This window comes from Sphingomonas sp. RS2018 (assembly GCF_054489605.1).
Genome location: NZ_JBTMWL010000003.1, coordinates 209,981 through 230,941, shown reverse-complemented (window position 1 = coordinate 230,941; position 20,961 = coordinate 209,981). Strand labels below are relative to the sequence as shown.

At 67.1% G+C, this 20,961-nt stretch carries 19 protein-coding genes; 13 read left to right on the top strand and 6 right to left on the bottom strand.

The window, feature by feature from the left end; translation table 11 throughout:
- Positions 1 to 21: 21 nt before the first annotated feature.
- Complete coding sequence (locus ACX40P_RS10375; RefSeq protein ID WP_459126265.1) at positions 22 to 396, bottom strand: MerC domain-containing protein; 375 nt, start codon at positions 394 to 396, stop codon at positions 22 to 24.
- A 319-nt stretch (positions 397 to 715) separates the two neighbouring features.
- Between ACX40P_RS10375 and ACX40P_RS10370 the strand changes: the two genes are divergently transcribed.
- The 12 genes from ACX40P_RS10370 to ACX40P_RS10315 all read left to right on the top strand — a co-directional run bounded on the left by ACX40P_RS10370 (position 716) and on the right by ACX40P_RS10315 (position 13,119).
- Positions 716 to 1,747 carry a COX15/CtaA family protein gene (locus ACX40P_RS10370; protein WP_459126264.1) on the top strand — a complete coding sequence of 344 codons (1,032 nt, stop codon included), beginning with the start codon at positions 716 to 718 and terminating at the stop codon, positions 1,745 to 1,747.
- 126 nt (positions 1,748 to 1,873) lie between these two features.
- Complete coding sequence (gene rplM, locus ACX40P_RS10365) at positions 1,874 to 2,353, top strand: 50S ribosomal protein L13 (protein ID WP_459126263.1); 480 nt, start codon at positions 1,874 to 1,876, stop codon at positions 2,351 to 2,353.
- Positions 2,353 to 2,907: a 30S ribosomal protein S9 gene (rpsI, locus tag ACX40P_RS10360; RefSeq protein WP_459126262.1), complete on the top strand. Its 555-nt coding sequence runs from the start codon at positions 2,353 to 2,355 to the stop codon at positions 2,905 to 2,907. Before rplM ends, rpsI begins: the two co-directional genes overlap by 1 nt.
- Positions 2,908 to 3,183: 276 nt before the next feature.
- Positions 3,184 to 4,863 (top strand): DUF1800 domain-containing protein, encoded by a 1,680-nt coding sequence (locus ACX40P_RS10355; protein ID WP_459126261.1) that lies wholly within the window; start codon positions 3,184 to 3,186, stop codon positions 4,861 to 4,863.
- A 10-nt stretch (positions 4,864 to 4,873) separates the two neighbouring features.
- Positions 4,874 to 6,238: a DUF1501 domain-containing protein gene (locus ACX40P_RS10350; protein WP_459126260.1), complete on the top strand. Its 1,365-nt coding sequence runs from the start codon at positions 4,874 to 4,876 to the stop codon at positions 6,236 to 6,238.
- Positions 6,239 to 6,648: 410 nt separating this feature from the next.
- Complete coding sequence (locus tag ACX40P_RS10345; RefSeq protein WP_459126649.1) at positions 6,649 to 8,211, top strand: peptide MFS transporter; 1,563 nt, start codon at positions 6,649 to 6,651, stop codon at positions 8,209 to 8,211.
- Between the two features lie 108 nt (positions 8,212 to 8,319).
- Positions 8,320 to 9,261, top strand: coding sequence for a DnaJ C-terminal domain-containing protein (locus ACX40P_RS10340; RefSeq protein WP_459126259.1), 942 nt, complete (start codon positions 8,320 to 8,322; stop codon positions 9,259 to 9,261).
- Between the two features lie 6 nt (positions 9,262 to 9,267).
- Complete coding sequence (locus ACX40P_RS10335; protein WP_459126258.1) at positions 9,268 to 10,239, top strand: YihY/virulence factor BrkB family protein; 972 nt, start codon at positions 9,268 to 9,270, stop codon at positions 10,237 to 10,239.
- Between the two features lie 8 nt (positions 10,240 to 10,247).
- Entirely contained in the window at positions 10,248 to 11,039 is a 792-nt protein-coding gene (gene fabI / locus ACX40P_RS10330; protein ID WP_459126648.1) for an enoyl-ACP reductase FabI, read from the top strand.
- Positions 11,040 to 11,085: 46 nt separating this feature from the next.
- Positions 11,086 to 11,607, top strand: a complete 522-nt coding sequence (locus ACX40P_RS10325; protein ID WP_459126257.1) for a GNAT family N-acetyltransferase — start codon at positions 11,086 to 11,088, stop codon at positions 11,605 to 11,607.
- 1 nt (position 11,608) lies between these two features.
- Positions 11,609 to 12,676 carry a chorismate synthase gene (aroC, locus tag ACX40P_RS10320; protein WP_459126256.1) on the top strand — a complete coding sequence of 356 codons (1,068 nt, stop codon included), beginning with the start codon at positions 11,609 to 11,611 and terminating at the stop codon, positions 12,674 to 12,676.
- A gap of 119 nt (positions 12,677 to 12,795) precedes the next feature.
- Positions 12,796 to 13,119: a hypothetical protein gene (locus ACX40P_RS10315; RefSeq protein WP_459126255.1), complete on the top strand. Its 324-nt coding sequence runs from the start codon at positions 12,796 to 12,798 to the stop codon at positions 13,117 to 13,119.
- Between the two features lie 65 nt (positions 13,120 to 13,184).
- On the opposite strand, the gene ACX40P_RS10310 is transcribed toward ACX40P_RS10315, so the two are convergent.
- Both ACX40P_RS10310 and ACX40P_RS10305 read right to left on the bottom strand, forming a co-directional pair.
- Positions 13,185 to 14,474 (bottom strand): adenylosuccinate synthase, encoded by a 1,290-nt coding sequence (locus ACX40P_RS10310; RefSeq protein WP_459126254.1) that lies wholly within the window; start codon positions 14,472 to 14,474, stop codon positions 13,185 to 13,187.
- Between the two features lie 50 nt (positions 14,475 to 14,524).
- Entirely contained in the window at positions 14,525 to 17,866 is a 3,342-nt protein-coding gene (locus tag ACX40P_RS10305; protein WP_459126253.1) for a PAS domain-containing protein, read from the bottom strand.
- A gap of 109 nt (positions 17,867 to 17,975) precedes the next feature.
- On the opposite strand from ACX40P_RS10305, the gene ACX40P_RS10300 reads away from it, so the two are divergent.
- Entirely contained in the window at positions 17,976 to 18,980 is a 1,005-nt protein-coding gene (locus ACX40P_RS10300) for a fumarylacetoacetate hydrolase family protein (RefSeq protein ID WP_459126252.1), read from the top strand.
- A gap of 97 nt (positions 18,981 to 19,077) precedes the next feature.
- Here ACX40P_RS10300 and pdeM read toward each other — a convergent pair whose 3' ends face one another.
- The 3 genes from pdeM to lspA form a co-directional block, all read right to left on the bottom strand.
- Complete coding sequence (gene pdeM, locus ACX40P_RS10295; protein ID WP_459126251.1) at positions 19,078 to 19,746, bottom strand: ligase-associated DNA damage response endonuclease PdeM; 669 nt, start codon at positions 19,744 to 19,746, stop codon at positions 19,078 to 19,080.
- 241 nt (positions 19,747 to 19,987) lie between these two features.
- Positions 19,988 to 20,449 carry a DUF3035 domain-containing protein gene (locus ACX40P_RS10290; protein WP_459126250.1) on the bottom strand — a complete coding sequence of 154 codons (462 nt, stop codon included), beginning with the start codon at positions 20,447 to 20,449 and terminating at the stop codon, positions 19,988 to 19,990.
- 2 nt (positions 20,450 to 20,451) lie between these two features.
- Positions 20,452 to 20,955 (bottom strand): signal peptidase II, encoded by a 504-nt coding sequence (gene lspA / locus ACX40P_RS10285; RefSeq protein WP_459126249.1) that lies wholly within the window; start codon positions 20,953 to 20,955, stop codon positions 20,452 to 20,454.
- Between the last annotated feature and the right edge of the window lie 6 nt (positions 20,956 to 20,961).

Below are 20,961 nucleotides of genomic sequence, written 5' to 3'. Positions count from 1 at the left end.
CGCCCGCGGCAAGCGAGCCGCTCAGTAGGTCGCGCGCCGGTTCAGCTCATGCCCCAGCGCCAGCGTCGCGACGCCGACGATCGTATAAAGCACTTCGACATCGCTATGCTGCAGCGTCAGCGCGCCGGCCATCATGCCCAGCCCCAAGGCACCGATCGCCGAGGGCATCATATAGCCGTGCGTCCAGATGCCGCGACCGAGCGCGATCGCACCCAGGGGAATGGCCACCGCAAGGCCGATCTCATGGAAGTGCGGATCGAGCAGCAACCCGCCCGCCGCCGACGCCACCGCGATCAGCACCGCCGTCGCCAGGCAATGGACCAGACACAGCCCGGAAAGCCCGATCGCGATCCGATCGAGGCCGAATGTCCGGCGAAGGCGGTTCGACTGTTCCATTGCATGGCCGATATAGAAGGATCGTTGCGAGGTTACAATATCACATGGCATGTGCTGTGCGCGAATTTTGGCTAGTGTGCGATCAGGCGAATTTGACCGTAACGCTGTCGAGAAACCGATGTCCTACATCGCCGCGATCTGCTTCACCCTCTTGGGTGATCCATCCGATCGACGTTCGGCGCCCCACATTCAAAGTTTATAAAAGCGACGACAGGGGACGAATGAAGGACGTTTACGCGACCTTTGCGGTGGCCGGCGACCCGGCGGCACGGTCAAGGCGATCCTTGGCGCGGGCACGCCCATCCGCTAACCGGACGATATGCTCCGCCCCCCGCTCGATCCGCCGTCCGCCCGTCCGCTCGCGCTGGTGCGCTGGCTTCATGTCGTCGCCGCGCTGATCGTCGCGATGGTCGTCATCGGCGGAATTACGCGGCTGACCGAATCGGGGCTGTCGATCACCGAGTGGCGTCCGGTGACGGGGACGCTGCCGCCGCTCAGCGAAAGCGCCTGGGCGGCGGAGTTCGCGAAGTACCAGCGGATCCCCGAATATCAGCAGCTCAACCGCGGCATGACGCTCGACCAGTTCAAGGGCATCTTTTTCTGGGAATACCTCCACCGGCTGATGGGTCGCGTGATCGGACTGGCGTTCGCGCTGCCGCTGGCGTGGTTCGCGTTCCGCCGGGCGATTCCGCGCGGCTACGGGCCGCGGCTGAGCGCGCTGCTGGCGCTCGGCGCGCTGCAGGGTGCGGTCGGGTGGTGGATGGTCTCGTCCGGCCTGTCGGTGCGCACCGACGTCAGCCATGTCCGCCTCGCCGTCCACCTGAACCTCGCGCTTGTCATCCTGGGCGGCATCGTCTGGACGGCGGCGGACCTCCGTATGCTGGCGAAGAACCACGACGCGCAGCCAGCGCGCCTGACGCGGCTGGGCGGGATCGCTCTTGTGCTGTTGTTCGTCCAGCTGATTTACGGCGCGTTGATGGCCGGTCTCAACGCCGGGCTCGTCACCGACCAGTGGCCGCTGATGAACGGGCGCGTCTTCCCCGCCGACGAATTCGCGTCGCACGCCTTCTTCACCGCGATCGTCGACGATCCTTACGTCGTCCACTTCATCCACCGCTGGTGGGCGTTCGTCGCCTTTGCCGGGCTGATGCTGCTCGCGCGCGGTGCGAAGCGGAGCGGGAACCGGCGCGCCTCTGTGCTTATCCATGTGACGGTCGGCACGCAGATCCTGCTCGGCATCGCCACCGTGATGGCGGGCGTCCCGATCTGGCTGGCGGCGCTACACCAGCTGGTCGGCGCGCTGCTGGTCGTGGTCGCGGTCGGCGGCGCTCATGCGGTGGGAAAGCGGTAGGGTATCCCGATACCCGTCAGCAAAGCCGCACTTTGCTTGACTTTTCACTAGCCCAACGGCAATGGCCCCTCCTCCGCGCCGCTCCGTCATGGGCGGCGCGAATCATTTTGCAGAGGTCGTAGCTCCATGAAGGCGCTGTTGAAGACCACCAAGTCGGTTAAGCCGCACGAAGTGGAAAAGAAGTGGCATCTGATCGATGCCGAGGGTCTGGTGGTCGGTCGCGTCGCGGTTATCATCGCCAACCTGCTGCGTGGCAAGCACAAGACGAGCTTCACGCCCCACGTCGATTGCGGTGACAACGTCATCGTCATCAACGCGGACAAGGTGCAGTTCACCGGCAAGAAGCGCACCGACAAGATCTACTACAAGCACACCGGCTATCCGGGTGGCCTGAAGGAAGTGACCGCGGACAAGATCCTCGACGGCCGCTTCCCCGAGCGCATCCTGGAAAAGGCCGTGGAGCGCATGATCCCGCGCGGTCCGCTCGGTCGCCAGCAGATGCGCAACCTGCGCGTCTTTAACGGCAGCGAGCATGACCATGCCGCGCAGAACCCCGAAGTCCTCGACGTGGCCGCACTGAGCCGCAAGAACAAGGTGGGCGCATAATGTCCGACAACCGCCAGTCCCTTTCCGATCTGGGCGCGATCGCCGCCGGCCAGCCCGCCCCGACCGAGGCTCCCGCCACGTCGGGCGCCGAGGGTGCGACCGAAGCGCCCGTCAGCGTCCAGCCCGCCGCCCCGACCATGCCGCTGCGCGCGCAAGAGATCGACAAGCAGGGCCGCGCCTATGCGACCGGCCGTCGTAAGGACGCCGTCGCCCGCGTCTGGCTGAAGCCGGGTTCGGGCAAGATCACGGTCAACGGCCGCGATTCGGAAGTCTATTTCGCACGTCCGACGCTGCGTCTGGTGATGAACCAGGTGTTCCAGGTCGCCGGTCGCGAGGGCCAGTACGACATCGTCTGCACCGTCAAGGGCGGTGGCCTGTCGGGCCAGGCCGGCGCGGTCAAGCATGGTATCGCCCAGGCGATCACCCGCTACGAGCCGGCGCTGCGTGCACCGGTGAAGGCCGCCGGCTTCCTGACCCGCGACAGCCGTACCGTCGAGCGCAAGAAGTACGGCAAGGCGAAGGCCCGGCGCAGCTTCCAGTTCTCGAAGCGCTAAGCAGGTCAGACCTCCGGACGTCGCGTCCGGCACGGTTACGAGAGAATGCCCGTGCGGGAAACCGCGCGGGCTTTTCTATGTAGTTCAAGGCAAGCGCCATCAGCGCCGAACCGCCCGAATTATCCGCCGGTTAACAGGGCGTTAGCCACGTTAACCACTTCTTCCGATCCTCGATTCCATATACAACGGAGTCGGGGAGGATGCCGCGAGGTTTCCGAGCGGGGATTGCGGATAGTGACGGTATTCAAGCGCAGGGGCTGGACTTCGGCTGTGTCGATGGCGGCGATGTTCGCGCTGTCGGGCTGCGGCGGCGGGTCGTCGGGATCGGGCTCCGGCCTCGTCTCGGTCACGCCCGCACCGACGCCGGCCGCGTCGCCGACGCCCACACCGGTATCCTCGGTCGATGCGGTGCGCCTCGCGCGCCAGGCGACGTTCGGGCCGACCACTGATGTCGTGAACCGAATCGTCTCGCTCGGCATCAACGGCTGGATCGACGAGCAATTTGCCGCGACCGGCAGCAAGTACGACGATATCGCCAGCACCACCGGCGTCGCGCAGAATTACTGCACGGCCGGCGCTGGCGTTGGCGACACCGCCTGCAACCGCAAATATTTCAGCCGCGAACCCGTCGCGATGCGCTTCTATGCCGACGCGATGAATTCGCCCGACCAGCTGCGCCAGCGGGTCGCCTTTGCGCTGTCGCAGATCCTCGTCACCTCGGAGGTCGAGGTGAACGAGACGAACGGCATCGCCGCCTATCAGCAGATCCTGCTGGGTGGTGCGTTCGGCAATTACCGCGACCTGCTGATGAACGTCACCATGAGCGGGATAATGGGCGACTATCTCGACATGGCGGACAGCAACCGCACCGCCCCGTCCGAGAATTACGCCCGCGAGCTGTTGCAGCTGTTCAGCATGGGCCCGGACCAGCTCAACATGGACGGCACCCGCCGCCTCGACGCCACCGGCGCCGCAATGCCCAACTATACCACCGACGATATCAAGGGCGTGGCAAAGGCGCTGACCGGCTGGACCTACGCCCGGCTGAACGGCGGCGCGCTGACCGACGCCAACGTCCGCGACTATGCTGCACCGATGGTGCAAGTGTCGGCGCGCTACGACACCACGGCCAAGGCGTTCCTGGGCACCTCGGTCGCCGCCGGCGCGACGCAAACCGACAGCGTGAAGGCGGTGGTCGACGCGGCGTTCAACAATGCGTCCACCGCGCCGTTCGTGTCGAAGGCGTTGATCCAGCAACTCGTCACCTCCAACCCCTCCGCGGCCTATGTGTCGCGCGTTGCGGCGAAGTTCGCCGACAATGGTGCCGGCGTGCGCGGCGACATGAAGGCGGTGGTCCGCGCCATCCTGACCGACGCGGAAGCGCGCGGCGACGTGCGCAACGGTACGGCCGACGGCAAGGTGAAGGAGCCGATCCTCACCCTGCTCGCCACGATGCGCGTCGTCGGCATGTCGACCGACGGCTATCCCTTCGTCACGCAGGATGCGGGCGTGCTGCAGGGCGTGTTCCGCAGCGGTTCCGTCTTCAACTTCTATCCGCCCGATTATCCGCTGCCCGGCAATCCGACGATCAAGAGCGGCCCATCGAAGCTGGTCACGACCGCCAACGTCATCCGCCTCCACAACCTGCTCTACAACTGGACCGTCACCGGCGACCAGACGCGCAGCGAATTCACCACCAATCCGGGCATCCCCGGCTGGACGGGGAGCAGCACGACCTGGACCGCGTGGGAGGCGTTCGACACCGACACCGCCGGCATGATCGACCGCATCAACCTGTTGATGATGGCGAACCAGATGACCGCCGCGCAGAAGACCGCTCTGACCAGCGCCGCCGCTGCCATCACTAACGCGACTCCGTCGCTACAGGCCAGGAAGCGCGCGCAGATGCTGCTCTACATCGTCGCCACCAGCCCACAGTTCCAGGTCGATCGGTAAGGACATGGCCGTGGATTTCTCCCGCCGCGATTTCACGCGCTTCATCGCCGGGGCCGGCGCCGCCGCCGCGCTCGGCCAGCTTGCCCGCACCACCGCGATAGCTGCCGGCGCCGGCAGTTATCGTGCGATGGTCGGAATCTTCCTGTTCGGCGGCAACGACGGCTGGAACATGGTTGTCCCCACCGACACGCGCTACGCCGGCTATGCCGCGTCGCGCGGTACCGTGGCGCTGGCACAGGCCCGTCTCACTCCGTTGTCGGGCGTGCCCTATGCGCTGCACCCGGCGATGGCGTCGGCACTGAACCCGGTGTGGGATGAAGGCGCTTTGGGCCTTGTCCTCAACGCCGGCACGCTGTTCGCCCCGCTGACCAAGGCGACGTACCAGAGCCGCAGCGACCTGCGCCCGACGAACCTGCTCAGCCATTCGGACGAGCAGGCGCACTGGCAGGGACTGCGCGCGCGCACCGACAACTACGACGGCTTCATGGGCCGCATCGCCGACAAGTCGACCGTCCCGCCGACCCCGGCCCTCATCTCGCTCGGCGGATCAAACCTCGCCGTGATCGGCCAGACCAGCTCGCCGCTGATCCTGCCGTCCACCGGCACGCTGACTCGCAACGGCTATGCGAACGGCGCGTCGGCGAAGAACGGCGCGATCGATGCCTTCGCCAGCGCCGCCGGCATGGGTACGATCGCCGACGTGACGGCGAAGCAGGTCAGCGCCGCCTTCACACAGGCGACCACCGCCAACACCATCCTCACCGCCACGAGCACGATCGACGCCTTCTTCGTCAACCCGGCGACCGGTGCCGCGCTGACCAGCGATGTCGCGCGCCAACTGCTGCGCGTCGCCCGGATGATCGAGGCGCGCGGCACGCTCGGCCACGATCGCCAGACCTTCTTCGTCACGCAGGGCGGCTACGACAACCACAGCGCGCAGGTGAACACCGATACGTCGACGGGCACCCACGCCAACCTGCTCGGCGACCTCGCGCTGGCGATGGCGGCCTTCCACAAGGCGATCAAATCGCTGGGTCTGTCGGACGGCGTCACCGCCTTCACGATGAGCGACTTCGGCCGAACCTATCGCGGCAATGCGCAGATGGGCACCGATCATGCGTGGGGCAGCAACCATCTGGTGATGGGCGCGGGGCTGAAGGCGAAGACCGTCCACGGCCTCTACCCCTCCACCACGCTCGGCGGCGCCGACGACGTCGCGAGCGAAGGCCGCTTCCTGCCGGGCATCGCGCAGGAGGAATATCTCGGCGCCATCGCGCAGTGGCACGGCGTGCCGGCCACCGACATGCCCTACGTCATGCCGAACTGGTCGACGTGGACGAGCGGCGGCCGCGGTCCGCTGGGGTTGTTCGTCTAAGTATTCTACGCGTTTGCCCCCTCCCCGTTCGTGTTGAGCGAAGTTGAAGCACCTTGTGGGAGAGGGGGCTTCGACTGCGGCACGAAGCGCGCAGTTTATCCTGAACCTGTTAAAGGGCTCAGGCAGAACGGGGCGGAGGTTTGTCGAACACCCCCCACCCGTTCGCCCTGAGCTTGTCGAAGGGCTGCCCTTCTGCGTGCCAAGGCGACCGAGGCCAGAAAAATGCAGTGCTTCGACAAGCTCAGCACGAACGGGTTTTGGGACCATGCCGCTCCCACCCACGCTTTACACGCCCGATTATCCCCCTAGTCTCCGCGCCATAATCTGATGGCCGCACCACGCGCGGCCAGCGTTCAGGGGACACGGACTTGCCGATCATTCCAACCATCGCGCTCGGCTTTCTGGCCGTGATGCTGGCCGCCGGGGGCTATGCCCTCACGACGAAAAGCGCGGAGGTCGCCGGCCATCCGAAGGGCCTCTACGTCCTGTTCTTCGCCGAGATGTGGGAGCGTTTCTCCTACTACGGCATGCGTGCCCTGCTGATCTTCTATCTCACCAAGCACTGGCTGTTCGACGACAGCAAATCGAACCTGATCTACGGCGCCTATACCTCGCTCGTTTACATTACCCCCGTGCTAGGCGGCTATCTCGCCGATCGCTATCTGGGCCAGCGCAAGGCGGTACTGTTCGGCGCGGTGCTGCTCAGCCTCGGTCATCTGTTGATGGCGGTGGAGGGCGACGGGGGGCAACAGTCGTCGGCGATCAGCATCTTCTGGCTGGCGCTGTCGTTCATCATCGTCGGATCGGGCTTCCTGAAGGCCAATATCTCGGTGATGGTGGGTCAGCTCTATCCGCTGACCGACGCACGGCGCGATGGCGCCTATACGATCTTCTACGTCGGCATCAATTCGGGCGCGGCGCTGGGCGTCATCCTGGCTGGCTGGCTGGGCGAAACCTATGGCTGGTCCTACGGCTTCGGCGCGGCGGGGCTCGGCATGATCCTCGGCCTGATCGTTTTCGTGATCGGTCGCCCGCTGCTGCTGGGCGCGGGCGAGGCACCCCACCCGCTCACCAGGCGCAAGGAATTTTCGCTCTACGGCATCGGCGTCGCGTCGATCGCCGTCATCTGGGCGCTGATCCAGTATCAAGACGTCATCCAGACCCTGCTCATCATCTCCGGCATCGGCCTGCTCGGCTATGTCCTTTACGAATCCTTCAAGCTGGAACCGCATGCGCGCGACCGCATGTTCGCCATCCTGTTCCTGATCGCGCTGAACCCCGTATTCTGGGGCCTGTTCGAACAGGCGGGCGGGTCGCTCAACCTCTACACCGATCGCTTCGTCGATCGCGGGGGCGTGCCGGCGTCGCTGTTCCAGTCGATCAATTCTATCTTCATCATCACGCTGGGGCCGATCTTCGCGGCTTTGTGGGTGTGGCTCGGCAAACGCGGGTTCGAGCCGTCCGCGCCCGCCAAATTCGGGCTTGCGCTGGCGCAGGTCGGCTTCTCCTTCCTCGTCTTCGTATGGGGTGCGCAGTCGGTCGGCGCGGCGGCGCTGACACCGGTCCTGTTCGTCTTCCTGATCTACCTGTTCCAGACGACCGGCGAGCTCTGCCTGTCGCCAGTCGGACTCAGCGCGATGAACCGGCTGGCGCCGAAATTCCTCGCCAGCCTCATCATGGGTGCGTGGTTCTACATGACCGCGGTCGGCAATTTCGTCGCGGGCAAGATCGGCGAGGCGACCGGCGGCGGCGAGGGTGGCGAAATGACGAAGGAGGGCACGCTCGCCATCTATTCGACCATCGGTTGGTGGACGATCGGCATCGCCGTCGTGGTCCTGATGCTCAGCCCGCTCGTGAAGAAGCTGATGCATCTCGACACGCTGAAGTCGGACGCCGACCACGCCATGGCGGGCGAGGCCGAACTGGCCGAGCCGCAGGCGGCCGGACTGCGCACCGACCGCGAAACCCGCTGATACGGGATTTCCCGACCGGGCCGTCCGTATCCGCGGGCGGCCCGATTGCGTCCGGGCGTGAAACGACCCACATGGCGCCCTGACCTATCTGCAAGAAACGGGGACCACGTGGCCGATCCGTACAAGACCCTGGGCGTGGCGCGCGGCGCCAGCGAAGGCGAGATCAAGAAAGCCTATCGCACGCTGGCGAAGGAACTGCATCCCGACCGCAACAAGGACAATCCCAAGGCGTCGGAGCGGTTCAGCCAGGTGACGCAGGCGTACGACCTGTTGACCGACAAGGACAAGCGGGCCCGCTTCGACCGCGGCGAGATCGACGGCGACGGCAACCCCGCTGCGCCGTTCGGCTATGGCCAGCGCCCCGGCGCCGCGTCGCGGCAGGGCGGTGGCGGCTTCTCGACCGATTTCGGTGGCGGCGGCGCCGATGCCAGCGACTTCGGCGACATCTTCGAAAGCATCTTCGGCGGCGCGGGCGCGCAGCGCGGCGGCGGCTTTTCGAGCGGGTTCGGCCGGCGTCCGGCACCCAAGGGCGCGAACGTCCCCTATCGCCTGCCTGTCAGCTTCGAGGATGCGGCTGCGCTGGCGACACAGCGCGTGACGCTGCGCGACGGCAAGACCATCGACCTGAAGCTGCCCGCCGGCGTCGAAACGGGCACGCAGATGCGCCTGTCGGGCAAGGGTGAGGAAGGTCCGGGCGGCTTCGGCGACGCGATCGTCTCGATCGAGGTCGCCGCCCACCGCTTCTTCACCCGCGACGGCGACAATGTCCGGCTCGACCTGCCGATCACGCTGTCGGAGGCGGTGCTGGGTGCGACCGTGCAGGTGCCGACCGTCGAGGGACCGGTGAACGTGAAGGTGCCCGCAGGATCGTCCTCGGGCAAGGTCCTGCGCCTCAAGGGCCGCGGTTTTCATGCCAAGGGTGGCGTGCGCGGCGACCAACTGGTGACGCTGATGATCGAGGTGCCTGCCGCCGACGACGATCTGACCGCGTTCGTCGAGGGCTGGGCCGGCAAGGAACAGGGGAACCCCCGTAGTCGACTGGGCGTCTAACGCCGCATGGATCAGACCGCCTCCCCGCAAAGTCCCGAAGCGCGCGCGCACAAGCACGGCAAGGCGCGCGCGCGCATGAGCCGCGAGCTGGCGAAGGTGAAGCCGGGCAGCGCCGCCTGGGAGGTCGCGAAGCGCGTGCTGATCGGCGTCTATACCGACGGCTTCATTCACGCCGGCAACCTCGCCTATCTCGCGCTAATGACGGTGTTCCCCTTTTTCATCGTCGCCGCTGCCATCGCCTCGCTGCTCGGCCAGAGCGGGGAGACGCAGCATGCCGTCGCCTCCTTCCTGAACGTGCTCCCGCCCGACGTCGCGGACATATTGCGCAAGCCGATCAGCGATGTCCTCGGCGCCAGGACGGGGTCATTGCTATGGCTGGGTGGTCTCGTCGGTCTGTGGACGGTGGGTAGCTTTATCGAGACCATCCGCGACATCTTCCGCCGTGCCTATGGCACAACCTTCGCCAACCCCTTCTGGCAATACCGCCTCGGCTCTGTCGCCGTGATCGTCGGATCGGTCGTGCTCGCGCTGCTGTCGTTCCTGGTGCAGGGCGTGCTGACCGCGGCCGAGCAATTCATCTATCGCCTCGTCCCCTTCGCCGAACATGCCGCCAGCTGGATCGGCATCAGCCGGATCATCCCCGGCATTGTCATGTTCGGCGCGCTCTACATGCTGTTTTATTCGGTCACCCCGTCGAAATACCGCTATTCCGACTGCCCGAAATGGCCCGGCGCGCTGTTCACCACCGTCTGGTGGGTCAGCATGACCGCCCTCCTGCCCCTCGTGCTCTCCAGCCTGGGCGGATACGACCTGACCTACGGCAGTCTCGCGGGCGTCGTCGTGGCATTGCTGTTCTTCTTCCTGATCGGTCTGGGTATCGTCTTCGGTGCCCATCTGAACGCGGCGCTGGCGGAACCGGCCGATCCGGGGCTAGAAGCGCCGCTGACGGATAAGACAGTGGAGGCCGTGGCCGCGTGACCGGATTGATGCAGGGCAAACGGGGGCTCATCATGGGCCTCGCCAACGACAAGTCGCTGGCATGGGGGATCGCCAAGAAGTTGAGCGAGGCGGGCGCTGAGCTCGCGTTCAGCTATCAGGGCGCGGCGATGGAAAAGCGCGTCCGCCCGCTCGCCGAGGAACTGGGCGTCGCGCGGCTGTTCGACTGCGACGTCAGCGACATGGCGGCGCTCGACGCGACGTTCGACGCGCTGAAGGCGGAGTGGCCGACGATCGATTTCGTCGTCCACGCGATTGGCTTCTCCGACAAGTCGCAGCTGCGCGGCCGCTATTACGACACCACGCTCGACAATTTCCTGATGACGATGAACATCTCTGCCTACTCGCTGGTCGCGGTGGCGAAGCGCGCGCGTGAGATGATGCCCAATGGCGGATCGATCGTCACGCTGACCTATTATGGCGCCGAAAAGGTCATCCCGCACTATAACGTCATGGGCGTAGCGAAGGCCGCGCTGGAGACGAGCGTAAAGTATCTGGCGGTCGACCTGGGGCCGGAAAACATCCGCATCAACGGCATCTCCGCCGGCCCCATCCAGACGCTGGCGGCGCGCGGGATCGGCGATTTCAACTACATCCTCAAATGGAACGAACTGAACTCGCCGATGCGCCGCACCGTGACGATCGAAGACGTCGGCGGCGCCGGGCTGTACCTGCTCAGCGACCTTGCGTCGGGCGTCACGGGCGAGATCCATCATGTCGACGCCGGCTACAACGTGATCGGCATGAAGGCGGAGGACGCCCCGGATATCGCGCTGGCGTGACGCCGGTGCGATGTCCGAGTACCCGCATGGTGACAGCGACAACCTTGTGACCATCATCATCCGCGCCGCGACCGGCGGCGATGTCGCGGCGATCGACGCGTTGTTGCGCGCGACCTTTCCACAGGCTGACGAGGCCGATCTGGTGCGGCGGCTGTGCATCGATGGCGATATGGTACTGACGCTGGTCGCGGACGACGACGCGACTGGCGGGTTGGCGGGCGTGATCGCGTTCAGCCGGATGCGCGTGGATGTGGCAGGCAAGGACGTCCCGGCGGTCGCGCTGGCACCGCTCGCGGTAGCGACGGGTGCGCGCGGGCGTGGGGTCGCCGATGCGCTGATCCGAACCGGCCTGCGCGACGTGGCGGCAGCGGGCGCGGTGCTGTGCTTCGTGCTGGGCGAGCCCGGTCTCTACGGGCGGCACGGGTTCGCGACCGATTGGGCGCAGGGGTTCGACACGCCCTATGCCGGCGACTATCTGCTGGCGTTGCCGTTGCAGAACGGTGCGATGCCGTGCGGGGTGCGCGGCGATGCCGTGCATGCGGACGCGTTCGCCGAGATTGGGGATTGAGATGAGCGTCAACAGCTTCGGGCGCGTGTTCCGCTTCACCACCTGGGGGGAGAGCCACGGGCCGGCGCTGGGCGCGGTGATCGACGGGTGCCCGCCCGGCCTGACACTGGCGGAGGGCGATATCCAGCCGTTCCTCGACCGCCGCCGCCCCGGCACCTCGCGCTTCACGACGCAGCGGCAGGAAGCGGACGCCGTCCGCATCCTGTCGGGCACGTTCGAGGGGCGGACGACCGGCACGCCGATCAGCCTGATGATCGAGAACACCGATCAGCGATCGAAGGATTATTCCGAGGTCGCGCAGGCCTATCGCCCCGGCCACGCCGACTATGCCTATGACGCCAAATATGGCTTTCGCGACTATCGCGGCGGCGGGCGATCGTCGGCGCGGGAGACCGCCGCGCGCGTCGCCGCGGGCGCGGTGGCGCGCGCCGCGATCCCGGAGGTCCGCATCCGCGCCTGGGTCGAGGCGATCGGCGGGGACGCGATCGACCCCGCCAATTTCGACGACTCCGCGATCGACGCCAATCCGTTCTTCTGCCCCGATCCCGTCGCCGCCGCCCGCTGGGAGGGGCTGGTCGACACCGCGCGCAAGGCGGGATCGTCGCTGGGCGCTGTCGTCGCATGCGAGGCGACCGGCGTGCCCGCCGGCTGGGGTGCCCCCCTCTACGCCAAGCTCGACAGCGAACTCGCCGCCGCCTGCATGTCGATCAACGCGGTGAAGGGTGTCGAGATCGGCGACGGTTTCGCAGCGGCGGCGCTGTCGGGCGAGGCGAACGCCGATCCGATGCGGCCCGGTGCAGACGGGCCGGACTTCCTCGCCAATCACGCGGGTGGCATCGCCGGCGGCATTGCCACGGGTCAGCCGGTGCGGCTGCGCGTCGCATTCAAGCCGACCAGCTCGATCCTGACGCCGGTGCAAACGATCACCCGCGACGGCGGAGCGACCGATATCCGTACCAAGGGGCGTCACGACCCGTGCGTGGGCATTCGCGGCGTGCCGGTGGTGGAGGCGATGGTCGCGCTGGTGCTGGCCGACCAGAAACTGCTGCACCGTGCGCAATGCGGCTGAACTGATAGTATCTGTGCCGGGACGGGCCGTGGCGCAGGAGGGATAGGGCCCTTTTTGGGCTGCACCCGAAGTGCGAGACGGCTCGTTCGTAACGGTGACTTCAAGGAGAAGCCGTTATGATGAAGACATTTATCGCTGGCCTGCTGATCGCAGGCGCCCCGGCCGCCCTGTCGGCGCAGACGACCACGTCGCCGCAGACCGCACCGCTCGGCACGCCGCAGACGACGACTCCGCTAGATCCGACGCAGATCAATCCGCCGATCAACCAGACACCGACGACGGACCCGCTGACGACGCCGTCCACCACGACGACGACCGATTCGACTGTGACGGCGACGCCGCCGACCAGTGCGGATCCCACGACCGCGACGGTCGAGACGACAACGACGACCGATACGGCGACGACGACCGACAAGAAGAAATCGAAGCGCAAGCCGCGCTGATCGTCAGTCGCTGACGAATATGGACGGACCGGCCGGTAACGGCCGGTCCGTTTTTATGTACCCGCTCAGTCCGCGAACGGGTCGCGCACCAGGATCGTGTCGTCACGCTCCGGGCTGGTCGATACCAGCGCCACCGGGCACTGGATCAGTTCCTCGATGCGGCGGATGTACTTGATCGCCTGCGCCGGCAGTTCGGCCCAGCTGCGCGCGCCCGCGGTCGATTCGGACCAGCCGGGCATATCCTCCCAGATCGGCTCGACCCGCGCCTGATCGGCTGCGTGCGCCGGGAAGTGATCGAGGGTCTGGTCGCCCAGCCGATAGCCGGTGCAGATGCTGATCGTCTCGAACCCGTCGAGCACGTCAAGCTTCGTCAACGCGATGCCGGTGATGCCCGATACCGCGACCGACTGGCGCACCAGTACGGCGTCGAACCAGCCGCAGCGGCGCTTGCGCCCCGTGACCGTGCCGAATTCATGCCCGCGCGTGCCCAGCCGCTCGCCGACCGCATCGTCGCGCTCGGTCGGGAACGGGCCCGATCCGACGCGCGTGGTATAGGCCTTGGCGATGCCAAGAACGAAGCCCACCGCGCCCGGCCCCATGCCCGATCCGGCCGCTGCGGTGCCGGCGACCGTGTTCGACGAGGTGACAAACGGGTAGGTGCCATGGTCGATGTCGAGCAGCACGCCCTGCGCGCCCTCGAACAGCATCCGCCGCCCGCGCACCTTTGCCTCGGCCAGCAATTTCCACGCCGGCTTGGCGAACGGCAGCACGAAGCCGGCGATCTCCTCCAGCTCGGCGATCAGCGCGGCGCGGTCGATCGGCGGCTGGCCGAAACCGGCGCGCAGCGCGTCGTGGTGCGCGGTCAGGCGGTCGAGCTGCGGCCCAAGTGCATCGAGATGCGCAAGGTCGCACACGCGGATCGCACGGCGGCCGACCTTGTCCTCATAGGCGGGACCGATGCCGCGGCGCGTCGTGCCGATCTTGCCAGCACCACTCGCATCCTCGCGCAGCGCGTCGAGATCGCGGTGGAACGGCAGGATCAGCGGGCACGTCTCGGCGAGCGTCAGCACCTCGGGCGTCACGGTGACACCCTGATCCGCCAGCCGGGCGATCTCGTCGCGCAGCGCCCAGGGGTCGAGCACCACGCCGTTGCCGATGACGCTCGGCGTCCCACGGACGATGCCCGATGGCAGCAGCGACAGCTTGTACACCTTCTCGCCCACCACCAGCGTGTGGCCGGCATTGTGGCCGCCCTGAAAGCGCACGACCATGTCGGCGCGCTCCGCCAGCCAGTCGACGATCTTGCCCTTGCCCTCGTCGCCCCATTGGGCGCCGATTACCGCGACGTTTGCCACTCATCCGTCCTTTTGCCGGGAAACCCGCGAGGCCCCTACCCGCCTTCGCCTCAGGCGTCGAGCATTGAACGGATGCGGTCGGCCAGCGTGGCGATGTCGAACGGCTTGCGCAGCAGCGTCGCCTCCTCGGTGCCGCCGCGCTCGACGGCGTCGCGAGTATAGCCGCTGGTGAACAGCACACGTAGGCCCGGCAGTCGCTTGCGCGCCGCGACCGCCAGCTCGCGCCCGGTCATCCCCGGCATGACGACGTCGGTGAACAGCAGGTCGGCGCCCTGCCCTGCATCGATCATCGCCAGCGCGCTCGCGCCATCGCAGGCCTGCACGACGGTATAGCCCAGTTCCCGCAACGCCTCGACCGAATAGCTGCGGACGCGCTCGTCGTCCTCGACCACGAACACAACCTCGGCCGAGATCCCGCCACGCTCGTCGGGCAACGATGCTGGCGATGGCGCCGGGGTGACAGCGTTGCTTTCGCGCGGCAGCAGGATGGTGACCGACGTGCCTTCGCCCGGCGCCGTATCGATGCCGACATGGCCACCAGACTGACGCACGAATCCGAACACTTGGCTGAGGCCCAGCCCGGTCCCCTTGCCGACCGACTTCGTCGTGAAGAACGGGTCGAACGCGCGCGCCGCAATCTCCGGATCCATGCCGACGCCGGTATCCCGCACCGTCAGCCGCACGAAATCGCCCGCAATCAGCCCACGTGCGGTTGCCGCCGCATCGTCGAGCGTCGCATTTTCGGTGGTGATGGTCAGTTCGCCGCCGCGCGGCATCGCATCGCGGGCATTGACGGCCAGGTTGATGATGCCGTTCTCGAGCTGGCTGCGATCCGCGCTCACCAGCCACAGGTCGGACGCGAGTTCGGTATGGATCGCCACCGCCTCGCCGATCGTGCGGGTCAGCATGTCGGTCATCCCGCCGACCAGTTCGCCCACATCTACAACCGCGACCGCCAGCGTCGTCTGGCGCGAGAAGGACAGCAGCCGCTGGGTCAGCTGCGCAGCGCGATTGGCGCCGTCACGCGCCGCCTCGACATAGCGCGAGACGTCCGTGCGCCCCTTGGCGATGCGTCGTTCCAGCAGGTCGAGCGCGCCGATGACGACCGCCAGCATGTTGTTGAAGTCGTGCGCGATGCCGCCGGTCAGCTGGCCCAGCGCCTCCATCTTCTGCGCCTGGCGCAGCTGCTCCTCGGCCTGCATCAGCTGGCGGGTACGCTCGACGATCGCGTCCTCCAGCTCGATGCGCGACCGGTTCAGCACCTCGCGCGCCTCGACGATCTCCTGGATGTCGGTGCACGTTCCGAACCAGCGGGTGATCCGCCCGGCCGTGTCGCGCACCGGCGTCGCGCTGCCCAGCACCCAGCGATACTCGCCCGACCGGTGCCGCAAGCGATATTCGATGCGGTACGGGTCGCCGCTTTCCAGGCAGCAGCGCCACAAGGCAAAGGCGCGCTCCTGATCGTCGGGATGGAACACACCGTTCCATTCGTCGCCGTCGGTGGTGCCGTGCGGCACGCCGGTGAATTCGTACCAGCGCTCGTTGTAATAGTCGTGATAGCCGTCCGGCAGCGTCGACCACACCATCTGGTCGATCGAATTGGCGATGGCGCGGAATTTTTCCTCGCTGTCGCGCAGCGCGATCACCGCCTGCGCGCGCTCGACGACGTCCCACGTCGTCTCCGCCACCGATTCGACCAGCGCGATCTCGTCGGCGGTCCAGCGTCGCGCGATGGCGGCATTGACGAACAGCGTCGCGCGCCACTGGCCCCCGCGACGCAGCGGCACGCCGATGCCCGCCCCCGCCAGCCGGCCAAGGCGCGTGTCGCGCACGTCCTCGTCGCCGGCATAGTCGCTGATCGTCACCGTTTCCCCGGCGCGATACCGGGCGATGTTGGCCACGCCGAAATCATCGGTCGGCATCGTCCCCGTAAGCGACGGCAGCCGATCGTTATGCCAGCAGTACAGGAACTGCGCGACATCGTCGGACAGCAGCCGATAGAAGCCGACCCGATCGGCCCCCAGCCGTCGCCCGAGCGTCGCCGCGCTTAGCCGCAGGATGGCATCCGCGCTATCGAGGTCGCGCATGCGTTCGGCCAACCGAAACACGAACGCCTGCGTCTCGGTCGCGATCTGCAGATCGGCGGCGGCGGCGCGGGCGGCTTCCTCCGCATGGCGGCGCTGCGTGATATCGAACGATATGCCGGGCAAACGCACGGCATTGCCCTGCGCGTCGAAGTGCGCGCGCCCCTGTGCCGCGACCCAGACCGTGCGCCGGCCGGGCTGGACCAGCCGATACTCCTCGGCAAAGCCCTGCCCGCTGCTCAGCGTCGCAGCGATCGCCGCCTCGATCCGCGGCAGATCGTCGGGATAAATGCCGCGGAAGAATTCGGCAATCGGCGCCCCCCGCGCCGCCATCGCCGGATCGACACCGTAAAGCCGCGCAAAGCGTTCGTCGGCGGTGACCTGGTCGTTCGTCACGTCCCAGTCCCAAGTGCCGATGCTGAACGACGAACCGAGCGCCATCTGCAGGCGCTCCTCGCTGCGGCGAAGCTCGCGCTGCGCCGTCTCCCGCTCGGTCACGTCATAGGCCTGGACGAACACGTCGGCGACCTTGCCGCTATCGTCGCGGATCGGCTGATACACGACGTCGAGCATCCGGGTTTCGCCGAGACCGCCGTCGGGGGCGAACACCTTCACCGGTGCAGCATCGACGCGGTACGCCTCCCCCGTCCGGCGCACGTCGCGCAGCAGATCGAAATAGCCGGTGCCGGCGAGTTCGGGCAGCACGTCGAGCAGCTTGCGCCCGACCGCCGGCCGATGGCCGATCAGCTCGCCATAGGCATCGTTGGCGAACTCATAGACCATGTCCGGCCCGCGCAGCAGCGCGACCGCGCCCGGCGCCTGCCGGAACAGCTCGCGCAGCCGCGCGATCTCGCCCGCCCGCCCGCGCTCGCTTAGCACTAGCCGCGTCGTCTCGTTACCCTGGTTGAAGATGCCCTTGATATCGCCGTGTTCGTCGCGGATCGGCGTGAAGCTGTAATTCCAGAACGTCTCCGTCACCTCGCCATGGCGGACGAAGTGCAGCAGCTGGTCGTAAGTCGCGAAGCCGTCGCCGCTCTCCAACACCTGTTCGACCTGCGGGCCGATCACGTCCCAGATATCGTGCCAAACCTCGCGCGCCGGCTCGCCGAGGCACGCCGGATGGCGTTCGCCCGGGATCGGTGACCAGGCGTCGTTGTAGAGCAGCCGGAGGTCCGGACCCCAATAGATGCAGCTCGGCAGGCTGGAAGCGAGGCAAACCCCGAGCATGGAATGCAGCGTCGGCGGCCAGTCCGCGATCGGACCGAGCGGGGTCGCCGACCAGTCGCGGGCACGGATCAACCTGCCCATCTCTCCACCATGGTCAAGGAACCGTAACGCCATCGAAGTCAGGTCGAACACTCGCTTGCCCAAGTCAATGCCGGGGCGCATGAACGGGAAAAGACAGGAGAAGTTGCGAATGAAATTGGCAAGCCTCAAGCAGGGCCGGGACGGCGCCCTGGTCGTCGTCTCGTCCGATCTCGCCTGGTATGCTGACGCCAGTCACATCGCACCGACGCTTCAGGCGGCCCTCGACGACTGGGACCGGCTGCTGCCCGATCTGCGCAATCTCCAGACCGATCTCGACCATGAGGTCATTCCGCGTGAGCGTTTCCACGAACACGACGCCGCCGCACCGCTACCGCGCGCGTATCAGTGGGCGGACGGTTCGGCCTATTTGAACCACGTCGCCCTCGTCCGACAGGCGCGCGGGGCGGAGATGCCGGAGACGTTCTGGCACGATCCACTGATGTACCAGGGCGGCAGCGACGGTTTCCTGGGGGCCCGCGATGCGATCCCGCTCGCCGACGAGGCTTGGGGCTGCGATCTGGAGGCGGAGGTCGTCGTCGTCACCGGCGACGTGCCGCAGGGCGCGACGCGCGAGCAGGCGCTCGATGCGATCCTGCTGGTCGGGCTGACCAACGACGTGTCACTGCGCAACCTGATCCCCGGCGAACTGGCGAAGGGCTTCGGCTTCTTCCAGTCCAAGCCCGCCAGCGCCTTCTCGCCCGTCTTCGTCACGCCCGATGCGCTGGGCGACTGGTGGCAGGACGGCAAGCTGCACCGCACGCTGATGGTCGACCTGAACGGCAAGCCGTTCGGCCGCGCCGCGGCGGGTGAGGACATGACCTTCGATTTCGGCACGCTGATCGCGCATGCGGCGAAGACCCGTGCGCTCGGCGCCGGCACGATCATCGGTTCAGGCACGGTCAGCAATCGCGATGCCGACGGCGGCCCCGGCAAGCCGATCGCCGAGGGCGGCGTCGGCTATTCCTGCCTGGCCGAGGTCCGCACGGTCGAGACGATCCGCGACGGCACGGCGACCACGCCGTTCCTGAAGAGCGGCGACACGGTGCGCATCTGGGTCGAGGACGATCGCCACCATCCGGTGTTCGGCGTGATCGAACAGGTCGTGGGCGGGTAAAACGTAACGTGCTCCCGCGCAGGCGGGAGCCCAGAGTTACGAACGCTATCGGTTGCGGCCCTGGGCTCCCGCCTGCGCGGGAGCACGACACGAAATATCAGGCCGCCAGCGGAAAACTCAGCAGCCGGTCGTCCAGCGCGACCAGTGCCCGCGCGACATCGCGCCCGCCGACCGCGCGGACGATCTCCGGATGGTGCGCGTCGAGCCCGCCGGTCAGCGAACCGAACGCCGGCAGGATCAGCTTGCGCGGCGTCGCGACGAAGCAGCGGCGCGCGATCTGGCGTCCCCGCACGCGGACGCGGAGCTTCGGGTGGAAATGGCCGGACAGCTCGGGCCGCGGATCGCCGGGTTCGGCCTCGTGACGCAGCACTATGCCATCGACGACCGCCTCCTCGACGATCTCGCCGCCGCAGTGATCGACCATCTGCGCATCGTGATTGCCGGTGATCCACGTCCAGCGCGTCGCCGACGTCAGCGCGCGCAGCATCGCCTGCGCCCGCTCGGGCAGACGCTCGCACCCCTTCGAATCATGGAAGCTGTCGCCCAGGCACCAGATCTCCTCGGGCGCGCATCGCTCCACCAGCGCGGTCAGCGCTTCCAGCGTCGCGATCGAATCATAGGGAGGGAGCAGCTGGCCAAAATGCGCGAACCAGCTCGCCTTCTCGAAATGCAGGTCGGCGATCAGCAGCGCCCGCCGCGCCGGCCAATACACCGCCCCCTCACGCAGGGCGCGCAGATCGTGGCCGGCGAACGAAAAGGGAACCATGTGGCTGCCTATGACGTGGCCGAGTCCGGGGGGCAAGGGAGAAGGTGGTTCAGGAAAGGCGCTAAGGCGCGAAGACAAAAGGATTGGGGTCGCGCGGAGACATGGAGGTGCGGAGAGCTTGCACTAGGTCGAACCCGAAGCACTCAAACAACCACTGGTTGGAGAGCCTGCGGCGCCATGAAATTCTCTGCGCCCCCGCGCGAACCCATTCTTCTTCGCGCCTTCGCCTTCTCTGAACGAATTACTGCGGCGTCGGAGTAGCAGCCGGCGTCGGCTGTGGCGCAGGAGCGGCCGCCCCCGTACCAACCCGCGCCGCCTGACCGTCGCCCTGCGGCGCGGCGACGATGTCGCGGGTGGTCGAGCCCTTGTCGACGACGGTCGTGCCGGGGTCGCCAGCGGACGAGCGAATGCCCGTTTCAGCCGTGTTGCGACCGGCGGCGGTCAGCGCTGCGGCTTCCGTCACGCTGCGCGTCGCCGGGCCGCCGAACAGCGCTTCCAGCGCCTGCTGCGACGGGCTGGCGTCTTGCGGGCGGGCGGCGCCGGGCTGCGGCGGGCGCAGGGCGTAGTCGGGCGGGATCACCAGCGGCGCCTGACGGCCCACCGCGAATTCGTCCGGCCGGTCGCGGTTCACGCCACTACGCCCGCAGGCCGACAGCGCCAGCGCGGCGGCGATGCCCCCGACGATCAGGACGGTCTTACGCATTCTCACTTCTCCTGGGGCACCGGCTGCGACGGCGCACGCACGAACAGCGAACGCAGCAGCAGGATGACGACGCCGATGGTAATCGCGGCGTCGGCGACATTGAAGACCAAAAACGGGCGCCACTCGCCGAAATGCAGGTCCGCATAATCGACGACATAGCCGAACCGTATCCGGTCGAGGATATTCCCGAGCGCGCCGCCGAGCACGAGGCCGAGCGCCAGCAGGTCGCCCTTCACCGTCTCGCGCGACATCCAGATGCCGACGCCGACCGCGATCACCGCGGTCAGCGCGACCAGCGCCCAGCGTGTGGCCGGGCTGTCGGCGGGCAGCAGCCCGAGCGAAATACCGATGTTCGGCACGAAGCGCAGGTCGAAGAAGGACACGACCTCTTGCACCGCGCCGAGATGGTTCAGGCCGAGCGGGCCGACGACCCACGCCTTCACGGCCTGGTCGACGATGAAGACGAAGAGGGCCAGCAAGAAGCCGGACAGGCGGTTATTGGTCATGAAGGC